Genomic DNA, 20,736 nt, shown 5'->3' on the forward strand with positions numbered 1-20,736 from the left:
CAATGAATACACTGCCGCTCTACCCGCACGCTGACCGCCTTGCACCGCTCGTTGCCACGCGCCGTGCGTACCACGCTTATCCCGAACTGTCGTGGACCGAGTTTCACACCACTGCAAAGCTCTGTGAAGAACTCGAACAGCTTGGCTTCACGGTGACGTGGGGCAAGACGCTATACGAAGGCGCTACGCGCTCGGGCTTACCCGCCCCGGCCATGCTGGATGCAGCGTTCGCCCGCGCAAGCACGGCACTGGGCGCCGGCAATCGATACCTCCCTGCAATGGAGGGCGGTTTCACGGGACTGGTCGCGACGCTCGACGGTATGTCGAGCGGGCCGACACGTGGCTTTCGTTTCGACATCGACGCGCTGCCTATCGCCGAAAGCGATGCGGCCGATCACGTGCCGGCTGTCGCGGGATTCCGTTCGCGCAACGACGGCGTGATGCACGCTTGCGGACACGACGGACATCTGACGATAGGTCTCGGCTTTGCTCGACGACTGGCCGCTTCGCGCGCGAGGCTTCGCGGCAGGGTGCATCTTTTCTTTCAGCCTGCCGAAGAAGTGGCGGGAGGCGGGGCGGTATTCGCCCAGTTGCCGCAACTGGCGGAAGTCGAGTCATTCGTTGCACTGCATCTTGGGATCGTATCGGAACGCAAGCTGATCTGTGACGCGACGTGGCTTGCAGCGCGGATCTGCGATGTGCATTTCTCCGGGCGCGCGAGCCATGCGGGGAACGCGCCGCAGGACGGACGTAACGCACTGCTCGCCGCGTGCGCCGCCGTGCAGTCGCTGTATGCGATCCCGCGACACAGCAAGGGGACGTCGCGAGTCAATGTCGGCAAGTTCAGTTCGGACAACGCGAACAACGTGGTGTCGGACGCCGCGAAGTTCCGGTTCGAAGTCCGCGGAGCGAACGACGAAGTCTGTTCGTACATGTATGAGCGCGCTATCGAAATCATCGAAGGCGCTGCATCGATGAACGGCGTGCAGGCCGAGATGCGGCCAGTCGCCCAGTTCGTCGGCGCGGAGAACAGCGAGACGCTCGTCGACGCGGTCGCTGAGGCGGCGCGAAGCGTCGGCGTGCCGGACAGCGGCGGAATATCGGTGTCGAACTATCTCGTGCCCGCGAGCGAGGATGCCACGTATATGGCGCGTGCCGTCCGGCAGCGCGGAGGGCATTCGACGTATCTGCTGCTTGCTGGTCAGACACGCGGCGGGCATCACAACGAGCGTTTCGACTTCGACGAAGACCTGCTCGGTTGGGGTGTGGATCTGTGTGCGCAGTTGGCCGGAATCAACCCGGGCGACTGAGTGCAGTGTGGTGGTGGCGACGGGGTGCAATTCATTCAATCGGCAAAAGGAGGCTGAAGATGTTCAACGGAAAGACTTTGCGGCAGGGCATTTCATTGGTGGCCGCGCTCGCAATAGCGGCGGTAAGCATGGCGGCGCAGGCGGAAACGACGCTCGAGAAGGCGATGCGAACAGGCACGATCAGGATCGGTTTCGCAAATGAAGCACCGTATGGCTATGCCGACATGGACGGCAATATCACCGGCGAAGCGCCGGAGGTTGCGAAGGCCGTGTTGCACAAGATGGGCATCAAAAACGTGGTGGGTGTATTGACCGACTTTGGCTCGCTGATTCCGGGCTTGCAGGCGGGGCGCTTTGACATCATTGCCGCCGGTATGGCCGTTACGCCGCCGCGCTGTCAACAGATTCTCTTTTCGGAACCGAGTTACGGGATAGGCGAGGCGTTCCTGGTCAAGAAAGGCAATCCCGACAATATGAAGGACTTTCAATCGATAGCCGCGAAACCGAATAGCAAGCTCGCGGTGATGGCGGGTACCGTCGAAGTCGGCTATGCGGAGCAGAGCGGCGTAAAGGCGAATCAGCTCGTGCAGTTGTCGGATCAGCCGAGCCTCGTCAGTGCGGTGCAAACGGGGCGCGCCGATGCGGCAGCACTGACGGCGCTTTCGATTCAGAACATGGCGAAGAAGGCCGACGACGTACAGGCAACCGAGCCTTTTCAGAGCGTCAATAACGCGTCTGTGACGTCCCACGGTGCGTTCGGATTCAGAAAGAGCGACAAGGAATTGCGTGACGCTTTCAACAAGACACTGGTTCCCTTCATCGGGTCAAGTGAGCACCTTTCCCTGGTCACGCCATTCGGCTTCGGTAAAGGGTTCTTGCCCACCAGAAAGACTGAGCAGATCTGCTCCGGCCAGTGAAGGAGTTGCAGCTTCTATTTTGATCCACGCCGTTCCCTTTAATCCGAACGATGCTCTGTCTATTCGACAAATAAGCAATACTAAATCATGAAAAAGACCATCATATTTGCGAGTCTGCTGGGGATTTGTGCGTCTGCCCATGCGCAGAATTCCGTGACGCTGTATGGATTGATCGAATCTGGCCTCACGTATTCGAACAATCAGGAAGGCAAAAAGTCCTATCAGATGGTAAGCGGCACGAACACAGGCAGCCGCTGGGGCATGAAGGGAACAGAAGATCTTGGAGGCGGCTACAAAGCCATCTTCACACTTGAAAATGGCTTTGATTCGTTTACGGGCGCGCTCGGTCAGGGCGGGCGTATGTTCGGACGCCAGGCGTTCGTGGGGATGACGGGGCCGTTTGGTACGGTGACGGTCGGTCGGCAATACGATGCGATCTACGACGGCATTGGACCTTACACGACGAACTACCTCTATGGCGGAGGCTATTTCGCGCATGCCAATGACGTCGACAACACGGACGGCGGGTTTCGCGTCAACAACGCCGTAAAGTATGTCAGCCCGAATGTGGCCGGTTTCACGCTCGAAGGCTTCTACAGCCTCGGGGGCGTGGCGGGCGACTTCTCGAACAGTCAGGTCTGGGGCGCGACGCTCAACTATGCACATGGACCGTTCAGCGGCGGTATCGGATACGAACGGATCAACAATCCTGCAACGGTCGAAGTCGACGGGTATCTGAGCGGCGGCGGATATACCAATGTTATCTACGGACCTTATCTGGCGGCGGCACGGAATCAGCAGATTTTCGGCGCAGGCGTCGCGTACGCGATAGGGAACGCGAATCTTCTCGCCAACTACACGCACGTGCTGTTTGCGGGCGGCCAGCTCGCAGGCGATGCGAAGTTCGACAACTTCGAGGTGGGCGCTGCTTACAGCTTTACGCCTGAACTGCAAGGCGTGTTGAGTTACAACTATACGGACGCCGTTGATGACGCGAACAGCAGCAGTTCGCGATATCACCAGTTCAACGCAATGGCGGACTACGCGCTTTCCAAACGTACCGATATCTACGCGCAGGCGGTCTATCAGCACGCAGTCGGCGCAGCGCAGCTTGCACAGATCGCGGGCCTCGATGCATCGAGCAGCCGGTCGCAGCTGGCGCTTCGCATAGCTTTCCGCCACCGGTTCTAATCTGGTCGGAGGTCGCTGTCTGTCGTTGCGATCGCAGACCAGTCGAGCATTTGACCAATCGGTGCCGGTGACACCAACCACTCTATATTCTGGAATACACATTATGAAACGTATCGCTAGTGTAGTGATGCTGTTCTCTGGTGCCGCTCTGATTGCTCAGGCTCAGGCGGATCAGACGGTCAAGATTGGTGTCGCCGGCCCGATGACGGGCTCACTCGCCCGATACGGCAAAGATGTCGACAATGGCGCCCGGCTTGCCGTTGACCAGTTGAATGCAACAGGACTCAAGATCAAGGGCTCACCGATCCATTTCGAAATCGTTTCCGAGGATGATCGCGCCGATCCGAAGACAGCAGTGACGGTTGCACAGAAGCTCGTGGATGAAGGCGTTGCCGGTGTGGTTGGGCACATCGAATCGGGAACGTCGATACCTGCGTCCAAGGTGTATGCCGACGCTGGTATTCCGCAGGTTTCACCTTCGGCGACCAATCCGATGCTGACGCGGCAAGGATTTTCAACAGCGTTTCGCGTGATTGGTGACGATGCGTATGTGGGCCGTGTCGTCGCGCAGTACATGGCAGGTACCGCTGCGTACAAAAACGTCGCGGTGATTGACGACCGGACAGCGTATGGTCAAGGGCTGGCCGACATTGTTGTAGAGGAGTTGAAGCAAAGCGGCGCGAATGTGGTGGATCGGGAGTATGTGACGCCCGCGACAGTCGACTTCCGTAGCATTCTGACGTCCATCAAGGGGAAGAACGTGCAGGCCATCTTCTATGGTGGCGTGGATGCACAGGCCGCACCGTTGCGTAAGCAAATGTCCGCGCTCTCGATGTCGATGCCGCTTGTCGGCTCGTCAATCGAATCCGACAACTTCATCGAACTCGCGGGGCCGGCTGCTGAGGGCACCATGTCGGCCGAAGCGGGCCAACCGCTGGAAAGCATGCCGGGTGGCAAGAAGTTCGTCGAACAGTTCAAGAAATACGGTCCCGTCGTGCTTTACGCGCCGGGAGCCTACGATGCAGTTTGGGCCTTGGCTCACGCGATGCAGCTCGCGAATTCCACGTCGCCCAAGGATTATCTGCCGGCAATGAAGAAGGTGGATTTCCAGGGCGTGACCGGGCCAATCGCTTTTGACGACAAGGGCGATCTCCGTTCGGTCAGCGTGACGCTCTATCGGGTGGAGGGCGGGCACTTTCAACCGGTGCAGACATTGCGCCTGAAGTGACGGCCAATAACTGCTGTGCGACACCTGTCGATTTCACAGCGCGGCGGTCGTACGACGTGAACGGAGGCACGGGCTTGTCTCGTATGAAGCGATCGCCAAAACGGTTCGTGCTTCTCATGCCCGTCGAGGCAGGCATCCGGTGCGCCATATGCAGTGAAACGCTGTCTGAACGGTCAGGGAAAGGTCGACCACCTCGATTACGCACAGATGGTAAAAACGGATCTGGTGCAAACAGGTGGCGCGTCCAAGATGCCTCTTATAAATATGGATACCTTATCGATTGAAAAGGACGGCATTCCAGACAGAGGAAGCAGTGATGTCCGCAAGCGCCAGAGCGGTGAGGTCGAATTGCCCCTTGCGAATGCGATGCATCAACTCGATGCCCGAAATCGTCGCCGCGGCAGCCCTGAATCGTTTGAACCCGAGCATCACGTTCGTTCTGGACTTGATGTGACGATGGTCCTGTTCGATCAGATTATTGAGGTACTTCGAGGAGCGCACCTTCGTGTCCCCGGGAAGCAGGCCATCATTTTCCAGCTCACGCACGGCCCGGTGCGACGCCGCATACCCATCGAGCGTGACCGTCTCCGGTGGCCGTCCCTGATGTTTGATTGCGTTGGTGAAAAAGGCTTTTGCCGCAGCCACATCGCGCTTTGCCCTGAGCATGAAGTCTACCGTCTGGCCGCACCGATCCACCGCCCGATATAGATAAACCCATTTACCCCGGATCTTCAGATACGTCTCGTCAACCCGCCACGACCGTCCCGCAGGCGTGGCGAAACGGTTCCAGCGCTTGACGAACTCGGGCGTATAGCGTCGCACCCAGCGCAGGATCGTGGTGTGAGCAAGCGACAGCCCTCGCTCGGCCATCATCTCGACGAGATCGCGCAGGCTGAGTTTGTAGCGCAGATACCAGCGCACACAAAGAATGATCACGTCGCGGTCAAAGTGGCGACCCGCAAACAGGCTGTCCAGATTCTTCCGTTTGCTCATCGCGGGCTCTCAAATGGGTCAGCCCGCCACTCTAACCGATTCGTAGATCTCTATTTGCACCACAGCCATCCGGCGCAGGCTGCGAAGTCATGGGTTCGCCGTTGCGTGTAATGTGCCGCGAACCCGTGCTATCATCGCTATGAATATCATACGTACACTCGTTGCGAGGTTCGAATGTCCGCGTTGTCCAAGAGGAGCGAGACGCTGTGCCCAGTCGCGCGGTCTCAGGTTGTCATCGGCGACCGCTGGACTGTCCTGATCGTGCGTGAACTGTTCATGGGCAATCGAAGGTTCGACGGCCTGCTTGCGCAGTCACAGGCAACACCACAGATGCTCTCGTCCCGCCTCAAACGACTGGAAGCAGACGGCATGATCGAGCGCAAGCGCTACATGAAAAAGCCCGCTCGCTACGAATACGAACTCACGGAGATGGGTCGAGCGTTCTATCCGGTCATCCTTGCGCTCCGCGAATGGGGGGAAACATGGCACAAGTCGCCGGACGAGGACGTCGCGGTCCGCTATATTCACGTCACCTGTGGCCACGATGCCGGGATTGGCACAGTCTGCCAGGCCTGTGGTGAACCGTTGCGGCGCGAAGATCTAAAGGCAGAACTGAGCCCTTCCTACGCGCAGGAGCGCGCGGCGCGACAGGACGCAGTGAAGACCGCCAAGCCTGCTTGATTCATACCCACCGCTAGTCCGCCAGTCCTGACTCCCCCCTCGATTGGCCCAAATTCGGGCGGCTTAAGTCAGAGAAGTCAGACCCGCATGTTCAAACCGGCCTAGCTTTCCGGCCAGCTGTTCCTGCATCCGGCAGACTGCGATGAGAGAGGACTGAAGTCACATCGTCGCTCACGTCGTCGGTCGCGACAGGCATCTCGCAAACACCGACGAGGTTCGGGCGCTTTCTCCGAACGTATCTCGCCCGATCAGATCGTCCCGCATGCGGTGCCAACGGCCCCGTTCAATGTCCGCGAATGGACGCCACAGCAATACGCCAGGTATGCGCTCATTCGCCGTTCTGGGCTGACTTGATAAGATTGTTCCGCAATGCCACGACCGCCGTTTGAATTTCTGCGAATTCATCGGGAGCGAGACCCGTCTCGACGAGTTTCATTTTCAGGGCTTTCTCGCGCAGTCGCCGGCCGCTCTTCGTGAGACTGATTCGCACCTGGCGCTCATCGCCGGGATCGCGCTGCCTTTCCAGATAGCCCATTGCCTCAAGTTTCTTCAGCATCGGCGTAAGCGTGTTGGACTCGAGAAACAGCTTGGCGCCCAGACCGCTAACGGTCTGGTTGTCCTCCTCCCACAGCGCAATGATCGCAATGTATTGCGGGTAGGTCAGTCCGAGTTCCTCGAGTATCGGCTTGTACGCCTTGCCAAAAGCCAGGTTCGCGGAGTAGACCGCAAAACACAAATAGTCTGACAGCGGCACGGCCGCAGCAGGCGCTTGGTTCGCAGTTTTCATCTGTATCCTCTTTGGCTGAATCCTGATGTTCCGCAAGACATACAAAGTTCGATATATCGCATGCGATTATATCGCAACGTCTGCCTGGCGCCATGGCCGCCGAACGTCTGGAGCGCCTTTGTCGCCGTCGTCCGCTTCAGCTGGCGCGCGATACAGGGCGCCAAGCTTGTTGCCATCCGGATCGCGCAGATAGGCGAGATAGAGGCTGCCAAACGCGGCCTCACGCACGCCGGGCGGGGCCTCAGCCGATGTTCCACCGTTAGCGACCCCGGCGGCATGCCAGAGATCGACCTGCGTGGTCGACTGACAGGCAAAGCCGATCGTTCCGCCATTGGCAGCGGTCGCCGGCCGACCATCAAGCGGCTGCGTGATAATGAAAAGCCCCGTGTCGCCGCGATAGGCATAGCGTCGACGCTGATCGTTGTCATCACGGAGACCTTCGCCATAGCCGATCGCGCCTAGCACGGCATCGTAGAATCGTTTTGCTTTTTCCAGGTCATTGGTGCCGACCACTACATGACTGAACATTGTTTCAATCTTCCTTGGTAAACCACGACCCATCCGATGCTGTGGCCGTCGCACATGAAGAGCGACAATGCGGGACGGCCCAGCTGCGGACGGACTCACGACCTAGTGACGGGAGAACAGGTTATCGCGCGGCGTTGCGGCGGCACGGCTGCCCGCCTGGGAGCGTCCGGAGACTGCACCGCCATAGGCCCCTTGCGAGTCCGTTGCGCCCTCGCGTTCGGCGGCGACGGTTCGCAGGCTCTGCCCGCTTTGGGAAGCCGGGGCGCCAACTGAGGGCTGGTAGAAGGGAGCCGGTCCATAACCGCTGGCGAACGCCGGTGCGGTGATGGAAGCGGAAACGGCGACGAGCAGTGCCACGATGAGCTTGGTCTTCATGATGGGAATTCCCTAAAAAGTTGTTCAGTGAGGGGCACGCGTCCCGCCGGGAGGCACGTGCCCTGACGGGTTACTGCGTGACGACGGCCGTGCTGACCTCGATGTTGCCGCGCACGGACTTCGAGTACGGGCAGATCTGATGGGCTAGGTGCGCGAGCTCTTCGACGACTGCCGTTGCCAGACCCGGCACGCGGACGGTGAACTCAGCGCCGAGGAACCATGCGCTACCGGTCTGGCCGACGTTCACCTTGATGTCCACGGAGTAGTCGCGCGGCAGCGTGACCTTCTTCATCTGGGCCACCATCCCGAACACCGTGGTGTAGCAGGCCGACCAGGCGCCCGCAAACAGCTGCTCGGCTTGCGGGTGGGGATCGATGCCGATGAGCTGGACGGGTTCAAGGCCGGGCGCGGTCAGCGTGAGGTCATAGGCGCCGAACTCGCCGGGCTGGACATTGGGGTCGCGGTTGACCGTCGAGTGAGTGTTGCCTGAAGCGAGGACTTTTTCGATCTTTTCCATGGTGGATTCCTGTGTGTATGAGGGTATCAAGCGTATTTAAAACGTTTGCGATGTAATCGTATGCGTGGTTTTGATTACGCTGTAACGACGTTCAGGCTCACTTCGATGTTGCCGTGCACGGCCTTCGAGTACGGGCAGATCTGGTGAGCGAGGTTCGCGACTGCCTCGACAACTTCCGCTGCCAGACCCGGAGCGCGGATGGTGAACTGGGCACCGAGGCAAAAGCCGTTGCCGACCGTCCCGATGCTGACCTTGATGTCCAGGGAGTAGTCGGTGGGCAGATTAACCTTCTTGATCCCGGCCGCGATCTTGAACGCGCTGATGTAGCAGGCCGACCACGCGCCCGAGAACAATTGCTCGGCTCGCGGGTGCAGCTCGGTTGCAATGAAATCACGGCTGTCACCGTCGGTTGCCGCCAGCTTGAGGTCGAGCACGCCGTGCTCGCCGCGCTGGACGTCGGGGTCGTGATTAACCGTGGTGTGGCTATTGCCCGAAAAGAGGACTTGATCGATCTTGGTCATGATGGGTTCCTGTGTGAGTAGGGGGTAAGCTTTTAAATCGCATGCGATGTAATCGCTTGCGTCGAATAATGAAGAAAGACACGCTCAATGTCAATCGCAAAAGATTTAATCGCATACGATTTTTCGATAGCTTGGACGCAGATCTCACTGTTGGCCAGTATGGTGGCGCCGATCCTATCAACCCGTCGCGCCGGGTGAGCGAACAAGCCACCTCCTGTCCGACCTGGGCGTCCGCGAATAGTGTGAATTGCTGCTGAGTCCTGTCGAGAGCAAGCGCGCGCCCCGTCTGGCTCGTGGCGTCCCTTGTCCTGCGGTGACGGCGCGCAGCACATCACGGGTGGGGAAACCGCTGCTACGGGGACGCCAGGACAAACTGCCGACTCCACAGAAAATCGTCGGCAAACTCACGCGGCGCTTGACGATATGAATTTCATAGTTATATCCTTCGCCATCGTCGTATGCGATGCGTGAGTGGTCACGAATCGTTCGACAAAAGCAATCCGGCGTCGGCTGCGCGACGCGATTAGCTGCGCCGGAAGGCACGGCGCAACGTGTCCGCAAGCGAATGCAGCATTGTTTCCACCAGATCTCACGCGCCCGGCGAGCCGACGCGCATGTGATTCCATCATGCGAAAGGAAGGACTATGAAGATCGAAGATGCTGTCGTTTTCGTAACGGGCGCGAACCGTGGGCTTGGCCTCGAGTTCGCGAAACAGGCGCTCAAAAGAGGAGCGAGGAAGGTATATGCGGGTGCACGCGACCCTGCCAGCGTGACGCTGCCGGGAGTCATACCCGTTAAGCTCGACGTGACCGATCCCGCGGCCGTAGCCGCGGCGGCGGACGCGGCGCAAGATGTCACGCTGCTCATCAACAACGCGGGTATCGCGCGGCTCGGTAGCCTGACGGACGACGGCGCAATCGATGCGCTGCGCGATCACTTCCAAACCAATGTGGTCGGCATGCTGGCGATGTCGCAAGCGTTCGCGGGGAGCTTCGCCGGTAACGGCGGCGGCGCAATCCTGAACGTGCTGTCGGTCGCGAGCTGGGTGAACCGGCCGATTCTGTCTGCCTACGGCGTGTCGAAGTCGGCCGCGTGGGCGCTGACTAACGGCTTGCGCCAGTCGCTGCGCGAGCAGGGCACGCAGGTCGTCGGCCTGCATGCAGGGTTTATCGATACGGATCTGGTGCGTGGATTCGAAGTTCAGAAGGCGACGCCGGCGGACGTTGTGCGTCAGGCGTATGAAGCCATTGAGGCCGGCGCAGAGGAAGTGTCCACCGACGAACTCACGCGGCAGGTGAAGGCCGGGTTGTCGTCTGGCATCTATCTGAAAGATGCGGCGCAACGCTAACAGCGCCAAACCGGTCGCGTGGCGTGCATGATGCCCCGGGACCCTTGCGGCTTGGTTTCGTCGATGCGTGCCAATACCTTTCATGGAGAGTAGCTGACATGAGAGCTCGACCTAATTGAGCTCGCGCATCACGCTGGTTTCGTCGTCGCGGACCGTATGTCCGTCAGGAAAAGTAAACTCTTATGCCGACTCTTTTTGATCCTCTCCAGATTGGCGACCTCACGTTGCCGAATCGCATCATCATGGCCCCGCTGACCCGTAAGCGCGCCGGTGACGAACGCGTGCCTAATGCGCTGATGGCAAAGTACTACGCCGAGCGCGCCTCCGCCGGACTGATCCTCACAGAAGCCACCTCCGTGACGCCGCAAGGTGTCGGTTACGCCGCGACGCCGGGTATCTGGTCGCAGGAACAGGTCTCAGGGTGGAAGCTCGTCACCGAAGCCGTGCACGCCGCTGGCGGCAAGATCTTCCTGCAACTTTGGCATGTCGGCCGCATGTCGGACCCAATCTTCTTGAACGGTGATCTGCCGGTTGCACCGAGTGCGATCGCACCACAAGGCAACGTAAGCCTCGTGCGTCCACAGCGGCCATATGTAACGCCGCGCGCGCTGAAGGTGGCCGAAATTCCGGGCATCGTCGACGCCTATCGCACGGCTGCCAAGAACGCCCAGGCCGCCGGTTTCGACGGGGTCGAAGTGCATGGTGCGAACGGCTATCTGCTCGACCAGTTCCTGCAGGACAGCACAAACCATCGCACGGACGCGTACGGCGGCTCGATTGAAAACCGCGCCCGCCTCCTGCTCGAAGTAACCGATGCGTGTATCGAGGTGTGGGGCGCTAACCGCGTCGGCATGCACCTCGCGCCGCGCGGCGACGTGGGTACGATGGGCGATTCCGACGCGGCGGCTACATTCGGCTATGTCGCTTCCGAGCTGGGCAAGCGCACGATCGCGTTTATCGCCGCCCGGGAATCGCTCGGCGACAGGCGTCTCGGGCCACAACTGAAAGCCGCGTTCGGCGGTCCATTCATCGCGAATGAGAAGTTCACCCGGGAATCGGCACAGCAAGCACTCAATGCAGGCGAAGCGGATGCCGTCGCGTGGGGTCAGTTGTTTATCGCCAACCCGGACTTGCCACGCCGCTTCGAACTCGACGCACCATTGAACCAGCCCAATCCCTCCACTTACTACGCCGAAGGGGAAACCGGTTACACAGACTATCCAGTGCTGGAAATAGGCGGCTGAACGCGGGCTCGACGTGATACTCAAGGGACTTGTCTCCGCGGTCACGAAGTACAAGTTGTCTTATGCGAAGGATGTGACTTTGCGGATGTTCCTATGGCGAGTAACAACGGCAGCTGCTCCGCGGTGGAAACAACGTTAAATGAAACGGGAGCGGTAACTACCGTCATGGTTAGGCTCTCCAGGTTTTTGTAGGTTGTTCCTTCCATGATTGTTTGATCTCCTGTCTTCACGCGGCTGAAAACTGGGCTGTGGGCGAGCGTCTATCTGAATGGAACGAAGCCTGCTCTAAACATATACCTAACGTCAACGGGCGTCCAAAGCACTTCGGAAGCGGTCATCGACGTCGTGTGCTCGCGACCGGTCGTTCAGGGTCGATTTCACCCACTGACCAGCAAGCGTCGGCACACTCAAGCCGGGCACTTCGCCTGCGCGGGCCACCGTGGTGCGTTTGGGTCCGGCAGTGGAACCGAACGACGCGACGGACCCTCAGTCACCACCCGTCATCTCCCGCGGCGCGAACACCCGAAGCGTACGGAGAATGTCGAGTTCGACGCCTTGTATGTCGTTCGCCACCACGCCGCGCGAACAACAACTTTTCGACGTCGCGGAGGTTCAACTGAAACCGGAAGTCCCAGCGCACCGCGTAGCTGACGACGGCCGCATGGAACCGGTGACTGCGATAGAGCGATCTGATTTCTTCATCTGGAGACCCTGCCCCGGCAGCTGTCACTAACCCCATCAACGTGACGTTGCCTTGAGGGTTGCCGGGGACGGAATGCTAGAGCAACTCCTCGGCTCGTCGCCTGACAGATTGTTAAGGTTTTTCTTACAACTGCCGATACCTGTAAGGCAAGGCGTCGCTAGCGCCCCCGTTCGGGCATCGGGATCGCCCGACGCGCTTCTTCAATACAGACAAAACCGAGGGTGGAAATGCGAATAACGAACCTGAAGATTGGCACCCGGCTCGGCCTGGGATTCGGGCTGGTGCTGTTGTTGATGGTGGTGCTGATCGTTGTTAGCTTATCGCGTATTGCCGAGGTCGGTGATCTGAACGACCAGCTGATCAAATCTGACTGGGTCAAGGCGCAAGCGGCCAACGCCATCGACGGGACGATGCGATCCAATGCGCGCCGTACCATGGAACTGATCGTCACGAACGGTCAAAATCAGCGAGAGGAGATATTCAGAAGGATTGCCGACAGCAAGGAATCGATTAACCGCGATATTCAGACGCTTGACACGCTGGTTTCAACCCCGGAGGGCAAAACTCTGTTGAGTCAGTTCAAGCAAAATCGTGAACAGTATGTGGCGTCGTTCTCCAAGGTCGGGCAGTTGGTGCGGGATGGCAAAGAGGATGAGGCTCGCCAGGTTGTCCTGACTGAAACGTTGCCGCGTCTCGACCTCGCGTCGCAAGACATCAGAAAGCTGGTGGATTGGCAGGCAACGCTAGTTTTAAGCAAGGGGGGACAGACACACGACGAAATCGATTCGACTCGTAACCTCATGATCGGTCTGGGGATACTGGCAGTCTTGCTGGGCGCTGGCTTTGGCGTCTGGGTCACGCGTTCCATTACCCGCCCGCTCAACGAAGCGGTGAGGATCGCACAAGCCGTATCGAAGGGCGATCTCACCAGCCGGATTGAAGCGCATACCGCCGACGAGGTCGGTCAACTGCTGCAAGCCCTGAAAACAATGAACAGCAGCCTGGCCGACATGGTTTCCCGGATTCACACGGGTGCGGAGACCATTTCGACCGCTTCCGGGCAGATCGCGGCAGGCAACACCGATCTGAGTTCGCGCACCGAAGAACAGGCTGCGTCGCTCGAAGAAACGGCCGCGAGCATGGAAGAACTGACCGCCACGGTGCGTCAGAACACCGAAAGCGCGAAGCAGGGCAATATGCTCGCAGCCAATGCATCCGAAATCGCGGCGCGCGGCGGCGAGGTGGTGGGGCGTGTAGTTCATACGATGCGCGAGATTTCGGACAGTTCGACGAAGGTCGCCGACATCATCAGCACGATCGAAGGTATCGCGTTCCAGACAAACATCCTCGCGCTGAATGCGGCGGTCGAAGCGGCGCGCGCGGGCGAGCAGGGCCGGGGGTTCGCCGTGGTCGCAGGCGAGGTGCGCAGCCTCGCGCAGCGTGCGGCCACGGCCGCGAAGGAGATCAAGGATCTGATCAACGAGTCGGTGGATCGCGTGACGAGTGGTACGGAGCAGGTGGACGAGGCAGGTCGGACGATCAACGAGGTGGTGTCGGCCGTGCGTCGCGTGACGGATCTGATGGGAGAGATCGCCGCCGCGTCGAACGAGCAGCACAAGGGCATCGAGCAGGTGAACTCGGCGGTGGTCCAGATGGACCAGGTCACGCAACAAAATGCGGCGCTGGTCGAACAGGCGTCGGCGGCAGCCCAGTCAATGGCCGAGCAGGCGCGCGGTCTGCGCGACGCAGTGTCCGTGTTCAAGGTTTCGACTGCAGCCGCGATTTTCGCGGGGACTGCCAGTACCGCACCGCGCAAACCGACCATGCCCACACCCAAAGCGCCCGTGCATTCCGCACCGCGTCCTGCGGCGAAGCCGGCGCTTGCGACCGAAATGGTCAAACAGGACGAGCAGAGCACCGAATCCTGGGAAACGTCCTGACCTGATTCCTCAGAGAGGACTCTATGACGACGGGACGCATGCCTGTTGCCCAGACCCTCGGACGTGCAGAGGGAAAACGGCCAGTACCTCATCTTCCGCATTGGCAGCGAGAACTATGGTCTGGAAATTCTGGAGGTGCAGGAAACTCGCGGTTGCGACGCAGACATTACTGCCATCGCCAATGCGCCGGCCTTTATCGGAGCTCCATGCACCGACGCCTTCAAGCTTCGCGTTCGTGATGTCGAAACGGTCAGCACGCATGTATCCGCCTTGCCCGTTGGGCGATTCCCATGGCAGCTCTGCAGCACGTTCGTCGGGCTGGCCCTATCGGCCATGAAGGGACCATCGCCTGATGCGTCGGGGATTCAGCTGGCGGCTTCATTTTGGCAAACGGTCAGTAGATCGTCGGTATCCGGTATCGCACCATCAGCCATTACAGTCACGCGCGAGACTCAACACACGTTGCGCGACCATGGAGAGACGGCATGTGATAACTTCATGGCGCTCGTACTGGGCCGTTCCGAGACGGCAACGGCTCGGCCTGTACTTGGCGATAGTCGCTTCTCGCGTCTTCAACATAAAACACATAACAACCGAGCATGCATCACACGATCAACGAACGCTCTCCCGAGTACATCGTCCGCTGGTTTAGGGAAACCGGTTTTTTGAAAGTCGCAGCGGGAGTTGTCCCCGCTGCATCGGCATTCGGTGTCATCTGTCTGACTATCTATTACGCGACGCTAAATTTCACTCCCGATATCTCATTTGCCCAAGGCGCACTTGTTGCGGTTCAAGCGGGGATATTGGGTGCGACACTACTAGGGTCAATTTGGGTGTCCTTATCCATGTCCGCGCTAACCTATCAATTCTTGGGAATTCGACCTAGCGAGTTGGTTCCCAAGCACCGGAAGGTTGCAACGAAACATTTAGTCAGCCGTTATATTTGGACTCAGCTTGCATCGATCGGATTGATTTCAATCTTCGTTTATTTTCCTCATCGAGAGAAATTCGAATACGCCATCTCTTGGGGAGTGTCAATCATAGTCTTCGTCTGGGCGTCCGTACACGTCGTGTTCTCGCCTCTTATCTGGGGACCAGATGGGCTCGAAACGCGCGGCACCTTTGTCGCTTCCGTGTTCGTCGTGGGCTTCGCCGCCGCAGTCTCTCTGCTAACATTGCTTGCTATTCGCAGCGGATCGCCTGGCGCCCACAGCGATGCTCGCTTTTTGCTGACCTTTGGCATGGTAGTAGTCCTTGGCTGTACACAGGTTGCATTGGCTGCGAGTGACTTAGCGCTGCTGCTTGGCGTTGGAGCGGTCCTTCTTCTAGAGGTAGCGTTTCTGCTCGGATCCCCCCCGGCTTATATCCGAGGTACATCGCAAACGCGATCGGTATCGCAGAGAAGACTCCCGTTAGATTGATTGTCGGGCCGGCCGCTTGCAACACTATCCACACAGCAGCCGAACATCTCCTAGTGAGTTGCAGCGGCGGCGAAACGGCCATTGACAATGTGGAAGTCCTCAATTCGCTCGGCAGTCGCTGGGTTGTTCGTATTCCGGCGGGCTCCGGCATGACATTGATCCTCCCCGGAAAAGACTTGGTGATAGTCCGTCCGCAATAGTTGCGCGCGCGTCTGTTCGTTCCCGCCTCTAAACCCGGAAGGACGGAGCGGCTTACACAGCCAAGGCGCCTGCGCTTCGGCAACTCAGTCTCGCGGCGACGTCATCTCCAGTCCCCACTGCGCATCGGTCCGTTCCACCATGGCGACTTGGCGAATGCTGGAACGCTTGGCAAGCCGGTGCCGGCGGAGCGCGTTTTTTGACATCGCCCACACCGTATCGGGCGAAGTAAGTCGCCCCCAGCGCAGGCGGGTAGAGGTACGCAAATTTCCCGCCGTCGATAATAGGGTGTGGGGACTCCAATAAGCACGCACGCGATCGATGACCGCTTCACCTCAAGTCGGGGCAAAGAAGCAGACTGTCGTCCAACGTTTAGGGTTATTCGATGGAGATGCGCTACTGTGCTCCGGCCTCCTGCCCTGAACTAGTCCCTTCGATCGCGTTTGCGTCCGTGCTTTATACGGGCACGCACAAACGCCATTGAAGGCCAGTGGTGAGACTTTGCCGCTGATTCACGCGGCACGGGAAATCGGACGATCACCAGCCCGCCACGTAGGGCTCCCGGCGGGAACCCGCAAGACCTCCAGGCTAATTGCGCAGCCCGCACTGCTCATTACGGCCTACATAGACCTTTCAATTGCGAAACGCTGCTCAAGAATTAAGCACCCACTGGCGACCGCATGTCGCACTGCACACACGGGTAAAACCTCTATAGTGGCTGGGTTTGGGCCGCCCTATTTTTGCAGTGCGGTCTAGATCGCCAGGCGCGATCGGACCCCGTGTGCGGCCTTGCCGGTTGTTGACAGAAGGGCGCCGAAGTGATTCGGCCCCCTGTCAGCTTCGGCAGTTTCTGCCTACACCTCAAAAGGAAGTCCCTGTGAAATACATTCCCCGCATCGCCGCATCTGCTGCCCTCGTCGTCGTCGCTTTCGCTGCTGTCACGTTTGCCCAGATCAAGTTTGCCCCGGATTCCGCCGACAACAACCCGGTCGCCCGGATCGTCCTCAACGTCGAGTCGCAACTGAACGGCTGATCCCCGCCGTCAAAGACAGGCGTCGTCGTCCTCGGCGCTCTCGCGCCAGTTGCCACCCCGTACCGCGGCACCACGCGCACTGCTGGACGGCAGTGCCAAACTCATGTTTGAGCGTTTTTAATCCCTCTTCGCACGCCGGATTGCTGCACGGAAAGAACGTCTGCATTTCTCCCCCCTGAGCGTGCACCACAGCGCCAGCGCACACGATTGAAAAGCCCGTCGCCATCCACATGGGATGTGCAGCGGGCTGCACGGATCGTCCTGAACGTCGAGTCGTGGAACGGCTAACACGCCGATCGAAGGCGCCGCGCGCATGGCGCAAATCGGATCCTCTGCGTCATAGCTCTGCAACGCCTGGAGCACGATCCAGCGATGTCCCTCGCTGCGCTTCCGCGCGCGGAGCACCGTCACGAACGGTCGCGGTTGGAGTGGCTGCGCTGTCAGTGGCAGTTGCGCTTGGCAGGTGTCCATGCCACCCATAGTCGGGCCCATTGTGATCATTGGCCGCGACAAGGTGATCCGAGAATCTCTAGCCGTTCTGCTTAACGTGGAGGGTTATGGGAGGTCGAAGGCATGTAGCTCCGACAGTTGGCATAAATTCCTTCTTGAACCGTTGCAGCAATTGGTCGTACTCGACGTTTCGAATTTTCTCGCGGCGCCTCCGCGTGGTTCGGGGAGAGCTTTGATACGACCATCGGAAGGCAACGCATCATTGCGCTCGTATGGCCGCAGGACGCACAGAGTTTCAAAGGCAAAGTTGAAGAGGTGATTACCAAGCCACTCGTGCTCAAGGAGCTGCTTCGCACGATCGATAAAATCAATTCGGAGGCCGTGGCGCTGAGCGCATTACGAATGAATACGCACCCGAGACAGCCTATAGCAGACGCGTCATAGTCATCGTCAACACGACTTTCCCCTATCGAACGGCTGGCAGGTTTCCCAGCAAGAGCGGACACAATCTTGCCGACGGCGGATGGCGGCAACGGGTCGGATGTCGACTCTCGCCACCTGCATGGTTGAGCCGCCTTCACCGGACCTGACGGTGTCTTGTCCGATAACGTCCCGACTTATCCAAGTGATGCGTCCGTTCTGGCCCGCGTGACTTCGTGGTTCGCTCCCTTATACTCGCACTGACGAGAACAATCCAGCGGGGTCCAATTGCAAGTCCGCGTCGAACTTCCTGCCGATCCACTCATCGAGTATTTGAGCCTTTGCACGGCTATCGCCCAGGCTGTCCATCCGGCGAGCGCGAGGCACTATCAAGGGTGCATCGTCAACAAGATGGTGACGCACCACGTTCCGATGGTTCCGCCCACGCGAAACGAGAAGTGGCCGTTCCCGGTGGAATTTCAATCCGTACTGCTGTCCGAAGGCGGGCGCACGCTCGATCAATCGCTCCCGGACCGGGCCGATGTCGGTCAGATGAGCGCTCTCGAATTACCGCTCGAACCCGGGCAGCCGCGACAGATGGTTGAGCTCTTGATGCCATATCGACTCGACGAGAACGACCGTCGTGCACTGCAAGAGATTCTGCGGTCGGCGCCGCGTGAGTTATCGGTGAACTAACGGAGCAGAACGGGGAAATTCTCGTCGCGCGTGTGAAGTGTCGCGTTCGCTGCCGAGCATTGGCGCACAGCTCAAATAGCCGGCTGCATACAGGTATGCGGCCGGCGGGGTAGGTTTGAAGCGGCGAGCGTGTGAAGCTCGATAGCGCAAATTTTCAGTTGACGGATAGCGGGATTTGCACAAAAATGCAGCGGTTGACGTTTTCCCGAGTTTGCACATTTATAAGGCCCGCACCAATGAATTTGCCGCTTCCGGAAGTTTTTCACTCTGCCCTGCAAGGCGACCGTCTCGAAATCATTGCGAACATCTTGATCGACGAGCATTTCACGACGCTGACCGACCTCCAGAGTGAGTATGACGACGGCTATTCGCGCGGGACGACACGCTTCGCCCGTCAGAAAAACCGCCTCAAGTCGGTGGCGCTGTCGGGTCAATACGACTGGCTGCAGCTGCTGCATGCCGGCAATGACCTCGTTTTCACGATCGAGGGTATTCCGTGCAGGTTTGCGACTGACGATCCGGTGAATCCGACCAAGCCGGCGGTTCTCGATGCGACGCCGATCCAGCAGTCTTTTTTCGATGAGGTGGAGAACGGCGAACCGTGCAAGTTCTGCTTCATTCTTGACGGTGGCTATGCCGAAGCGGACGACCCGCGAGTCGTGTTTATCGGTGAGGATTTGATGGGGGTTGCGAAGTGTCGCTGGACGTCGGACGGGACTAAGGCGCTTCACGCGGTTTCTGCCAATACCCCGCCGGCGAAATACATCGGTAAGGCCCCGGTGGGTCCCAGGCGGATCGACTCTGACAAGACTGGAACGTCTGACGCACCATGATTTTTATTGGTTCGAACCTGCGGATCGCGCGGCTATTTCATAACTTCTCGCAACAAGAGCTGGGCGAGCACATTGGTTGTTCCAAGCAGTTTCTCAGCCGTCTGGAATCGGGGGGCGACGTCCCGACGGCGGCGCTTGTCTCAAAGCTCTGCGACCAGCTGGCAGTCCTGCCGGAATTCTTCGTTGAGCCGGACCCGATGCCGATCTCGGACGAGCAATGCCATTTCCGAAAACAACTGACGACCAAAGTCGCGCTCCATCAGAGCGCCCGCGCAAGAGGGGAGTTCCTGAAGCGGATGATCAACGTGATGGACCACCATCTGGAATTGCCTCGGTACGACTTTCAGGAGGGAGACGCTTCGTCCGCAGAGGCGATCGAGCAGGTAGCAGAGCGCGCACGTGAGCATTGGGGATTGGGCCTTGGCCCCGTCCAAAACATGACGCGTGTTGCGGAGAATGCAGGCGCCGTCGTGATGCCGATCAACGGGCTGGCTCCCGAGATTGACGCGATTTCATTTGCGACGCGGCGACCGGTTATTGCGATGAATTCGGAGGGGCGCTCATCGTGCCGTGCACGTTTTGGAATTGCGCACGAAATCGGTCACTTCTGTCTTCATATCGGCGTCCAGACGGGCGACAAGGTGACTGAGTCCCAGGCGAATCGATTCGCCAGTGCGTTTTTGATGCCTCGTCGGTATTTTGCGGCGGAGTGTCGCACAGCAATGCGCGGTTCTCGTTTGAATTGGTCAGTGCTTACAGACATTAAGGTTCGCTGGGGAGTCTCGAAGGCTGCGATTCTCTATCGTGGACGGCAGCTTGGTGTGTTTTCAGACGAGCAATATCGAAGTGGCGTAATCGGCCTGACGCGGCGAGGGGAAGCGCGATCCGAGTTCGAGGATAAGGACATGCCCCTCGAGTCTGCTGACCTGATTACGGATGGCATCCAGGTGCTGCGCGACGCGTTTGGTATTTCGCGGGCGGCATTGGCTCAGGAGATGAAAGTGCAGACGTCATTGCTGGACGAACTGCTGTGGGCCCGCTTTGATACGAACGCCTATGCAGCGGCGACCGATAACGTCGTCTCCATGTCATTAGAGCGCCGCGCACGAGCTGACGTTGCACGCGGCAGCACAAGGCGAACGCTGTAGAGCTTGCGCGATGCAGTTGCCCTTGGTTTCGACTGTACTCGACCGGCACGCGTCGGGAACTCGCTCGCTTCGGCAGGGTGCGACCAGCAGTGCCGATGTCGTGACAGGCAGCTGAGGGCAACATCGTAGATATTTGTGTGGCCCTAATATAGCCCTTTCAGGCGGTTCGTGACGATCGGGTAAGCCAAGGGTGCGGCCGGTGGCTGGAACGGCTCTACGGGCCGATTAGGTGCGTCGCGCCCCGACCGGCCAG

The 20,736-nt window shown here is 59.1% G+C and carries 19 protein-coding genes; 13 read left to right on the forward strand and 6 right to left on the reverse strand.

Annotated elements, in window-relative coordinates:
• Positions 1 to 2 precede the first annotated feature (2 nt).
• The 4 genes from VSR68_RS24990 to VSR68_RS25005 all read left to right on the forward strand — a co-directional run bounded on the left by VSR68_RS24990 (position 3) and on the right by VSR68_RS25005 (position 4,646).
• Complete coding sequence (locus VSR68_RS24990) at positions 3 to 1,310, forward strand: amidohydrolase (protein WP_342942397.1); 1,308 nt, start codon at positions 3 to 5, stop codon at positions 1,308 to 1,310.
• Between the two features lie 59 nt (positions 1,311 to 1,369).
• Entirely contained in the window at positions 1,370 to 2,227 is an 858-nt protein-coding gene (gene ehuB / locus VSR68_RS24995) for an ectoine/hydroxyectoine ABC transporter substrate-binding protein EhuB (RefSeq protein WP_342942398.1), read from the forward strand.
• An 87-nt stretch (positions 2,228 to 2,314) separates the two neighbouring features.
• A complete protein-coding gene (locus VSR68_RS25000) occupies positions 2,315 to 3,418 on the forward strand; it encodes a porin (protein ID WP_342942399.1) in 1,104 nt (367 codons plus the stop codon).
• Between the two features lie 103 nt (positions 3,419 to 3,521).
• Positions 3,522 to 4,646, forward strand: coding sequence for a branched-chain amino acid ABC transporter substrate-binding protein (locus VSR68_RS25005; RefSeq protein ID WP_342942400.1), 1,125 nt, complete (start codon positions 3,522 to 3,524; stop codon positions 4,644 to 4,646).
• 273 nt (positions 4,647 to 4,919) lie between these two features.
• On the opposite strand, the gene VSR68_RS25010 is transcribed toward VSR68_RS25005, so the two are convergent.
• On the reverse strand, positions 4,920 to 5,639 hold the full coding sequence (locus VSR68_RS25010; RefSeq protein WP_342942401.1) for an IS6 family transposase: 720 nt from the start codon (positions 5,637 to 5,639) through the stop codon (positions 4,920 to 4,922).
• A gap of 174 nt (positions 5,640 to 5,813) precedes the next feature.
• On the opposite strand from VSR68_RS25010, the gene VSR68_RS25015 reads away from it, so the two are divergent.
• On the forward strand, positions 5,814 to 6,320 hold the full coding sequence (locus VSR68_RS25015; RefSeq protein WP_342942402.1) for a helix-turn-helix domain-containing protein: 507 nt from the start codon (positions 5,814 to 5,816) through the stop codon (positions 6,318 to 6,320).
• 328 nt (positions 6,321 to 6,648) lie between these two features.
• Here VSR68_RS25015 and VSR68_RS25020 read toward each other — a convergent pair whose 3' ends face one another.
• From VSR68_RS25020 to VSR68_RS25040, 5 genes are all read right to left on the reverse strand, one after another.
• Positions 6,649 to 7,107 (reverse strand): MarR family transcriptional regulator, encoded by a 459-nt coding sequence (locus tag VSR68_RS25020; RefSeq protein ID WP_342942403.1) that lies wholly within the window; start codon positions 7,105 to 7,107, stop codon positions 6,649 to 6,651.
• Between the two features lie 66 nt (positions 7,108 to 7,173).
• Positions 7,174 to 7,635 (reverse strand): VOC family protein, encoded by a 462-nt coding sequence (locus VSR68_RS25025; protein WP_342942404.1) that lies wholly within the window; start codon positions 7,633 to 7,635, stop codon positions 7,174 to 7,176.
• 102 nt (positions 7,636 to 7,737) lie between these two features.
• Positions 7,738 to 8,010, reverse strand: coding sequence for a hypothetical protein (locus tag VSR68_RS25030; protein ID WP_342942405.1), 273 nt, complete (start codon positions 8,008 to 8,010; stop codon positions 7,738 to 7,740).
• Positions 8,011 to 8,080: 70 nt separating this feature from the next.
• A complete protein-coding gene (locus tag VSR68_RS25035; RefSeq protein ID WP_342942406.1) occupies positions 8,081 to 8,527 on the reverse strand; it encodes an Ohr family peroxiredoxin in 447 nt (148 codons plus the stop codon).
• A gap of 74 nt (positions 8,528 to 8,601) precedes the next feature.
• Entirely contained in the window at positions 8,602 to 9,048 is a 447-nt protein-coding gene (locus VSR68_RS25040; RefSeq protein WP_342942407.1) for an OsmC family protein, read from the reverse strand.
• Positions 9,049 to 9,692: 644 nt separating this feature from the next.
• Here VSR68_RS25040 and VSR68_RS25045 point away from each other — a divergent pair.
• The 8 genes from VSR68_RS25045 to VSR68_RS25085 all read left to right on the forward strand — a co-directional run bounded on the left by VSR68_RS25045 (position 9,693) and on the right by VSR68_RS25085 (position 20,483).
• Positions 9,693 to 10,397 (forward strand): SDR family oxidoreductase, encoded by a 705-nt coding sequence (locus VSR68_RS25045; protein ID WP_342942408.1) that lies wholly within the window; start codon positions 9,693 to 9,695, stop codon positions 10,395 to 10,397.
• 182 nt (positions 10,398 to 10,579) lie between these two features.
• A complete protein-coding gene (locus tag VSR68_RS25050; RefSeq protein ID WP_342942409.1) occupies positions 10,580 to 11,641 on the forward strand; it encodes an alkene reductase in 1,062 nt (353 codons plus the stop codon).
• Between the two features lie 930 nt (positions 11,642 to 12,571).
• Entirely contained in the window at positions 12,572 to 14,284 is a 1,713-nt protein-coding gene (locus VSR68_RS25055) for a methyl-accepting chemotaxis protein (RefSeq protein ID WP_342942410.1), read from the forward strand.
• Between the two features lie 599 nt (positions 14,285 to 14,883).
• Complete coding sequence (locus VSR68_RS25065; RefSeq protein ID WP_342942412.1) at positions 14,884 to 15,705, forward strand: hypothetical protein; 822 nt, start codon at positions 14,884 to 14,886, stop codon at positions 15,703 to 15,705.
• Positions 15,706 to 16,780: 1,075 nt separating this feature from the next.
• Positions 16,781 to 16,936: a hypothetical protein gene (locus VSR68_RS25070; protein ID WP_156992751.1), complete on the forward strand. Its 156-nt coding sequence runs from the start codon at positions 16,781 to 16,783 to the stop codon at positions 16,934 to 16,936.
• Between the two features lie 1,158 nt (positions 16,937 to 18,094).
• Positions 18,095 to 18,502 (forward strand): hypothetical protein, encoded by a 408-nt coding sequence (locus tag VSR68_RS25075; protein ID WP_342942413.1) that lies wholly within the window; start codon positions 18,095 to 18,097, stop codon positions 18,500 to 18,502.
• A gap of 236 nt (positions 18,503 to 18,738) precedes the next feature.
• Positions 18,739 to 19,335 carry a hypothetical protein gene (locus VSR68_RS25080; RefSeq protein ID WP_342942414.1) on the forward strand — a complete coding sequence of 199 codons (597 nt, stop codon included), beginning with the start codon at positions 18,739 to 18,741 and terminating at the stop codon, positions 19,333 to 19,335.
• Entirely contained in the window at positions 19,332 to 20,483 is a 1,152-nt protein-coding gene (locus VSR68_RS25085; protein ID WP_342942415.1) for an XRE family transcriptional regulator, read from the forward strand. Before VSR68_RS25080 ends, VSR68_RS25085 begins: the two co-directional genes overlap by 4 nt.
• Positions 20,484 to 20,736 lie beyond the last annotated feature (253 nt).

It is taken from the genome of Paraburkholderia phymatum (assembly GCF_038900715.1).
Taxonomy (GTDB): Bacteria; Pseudomonadota; Gammaproteobacteria; order Burkholderiales; family Burkholderiaceae; genus Paraburkholderia; species Paraburkholderia phymatum_A.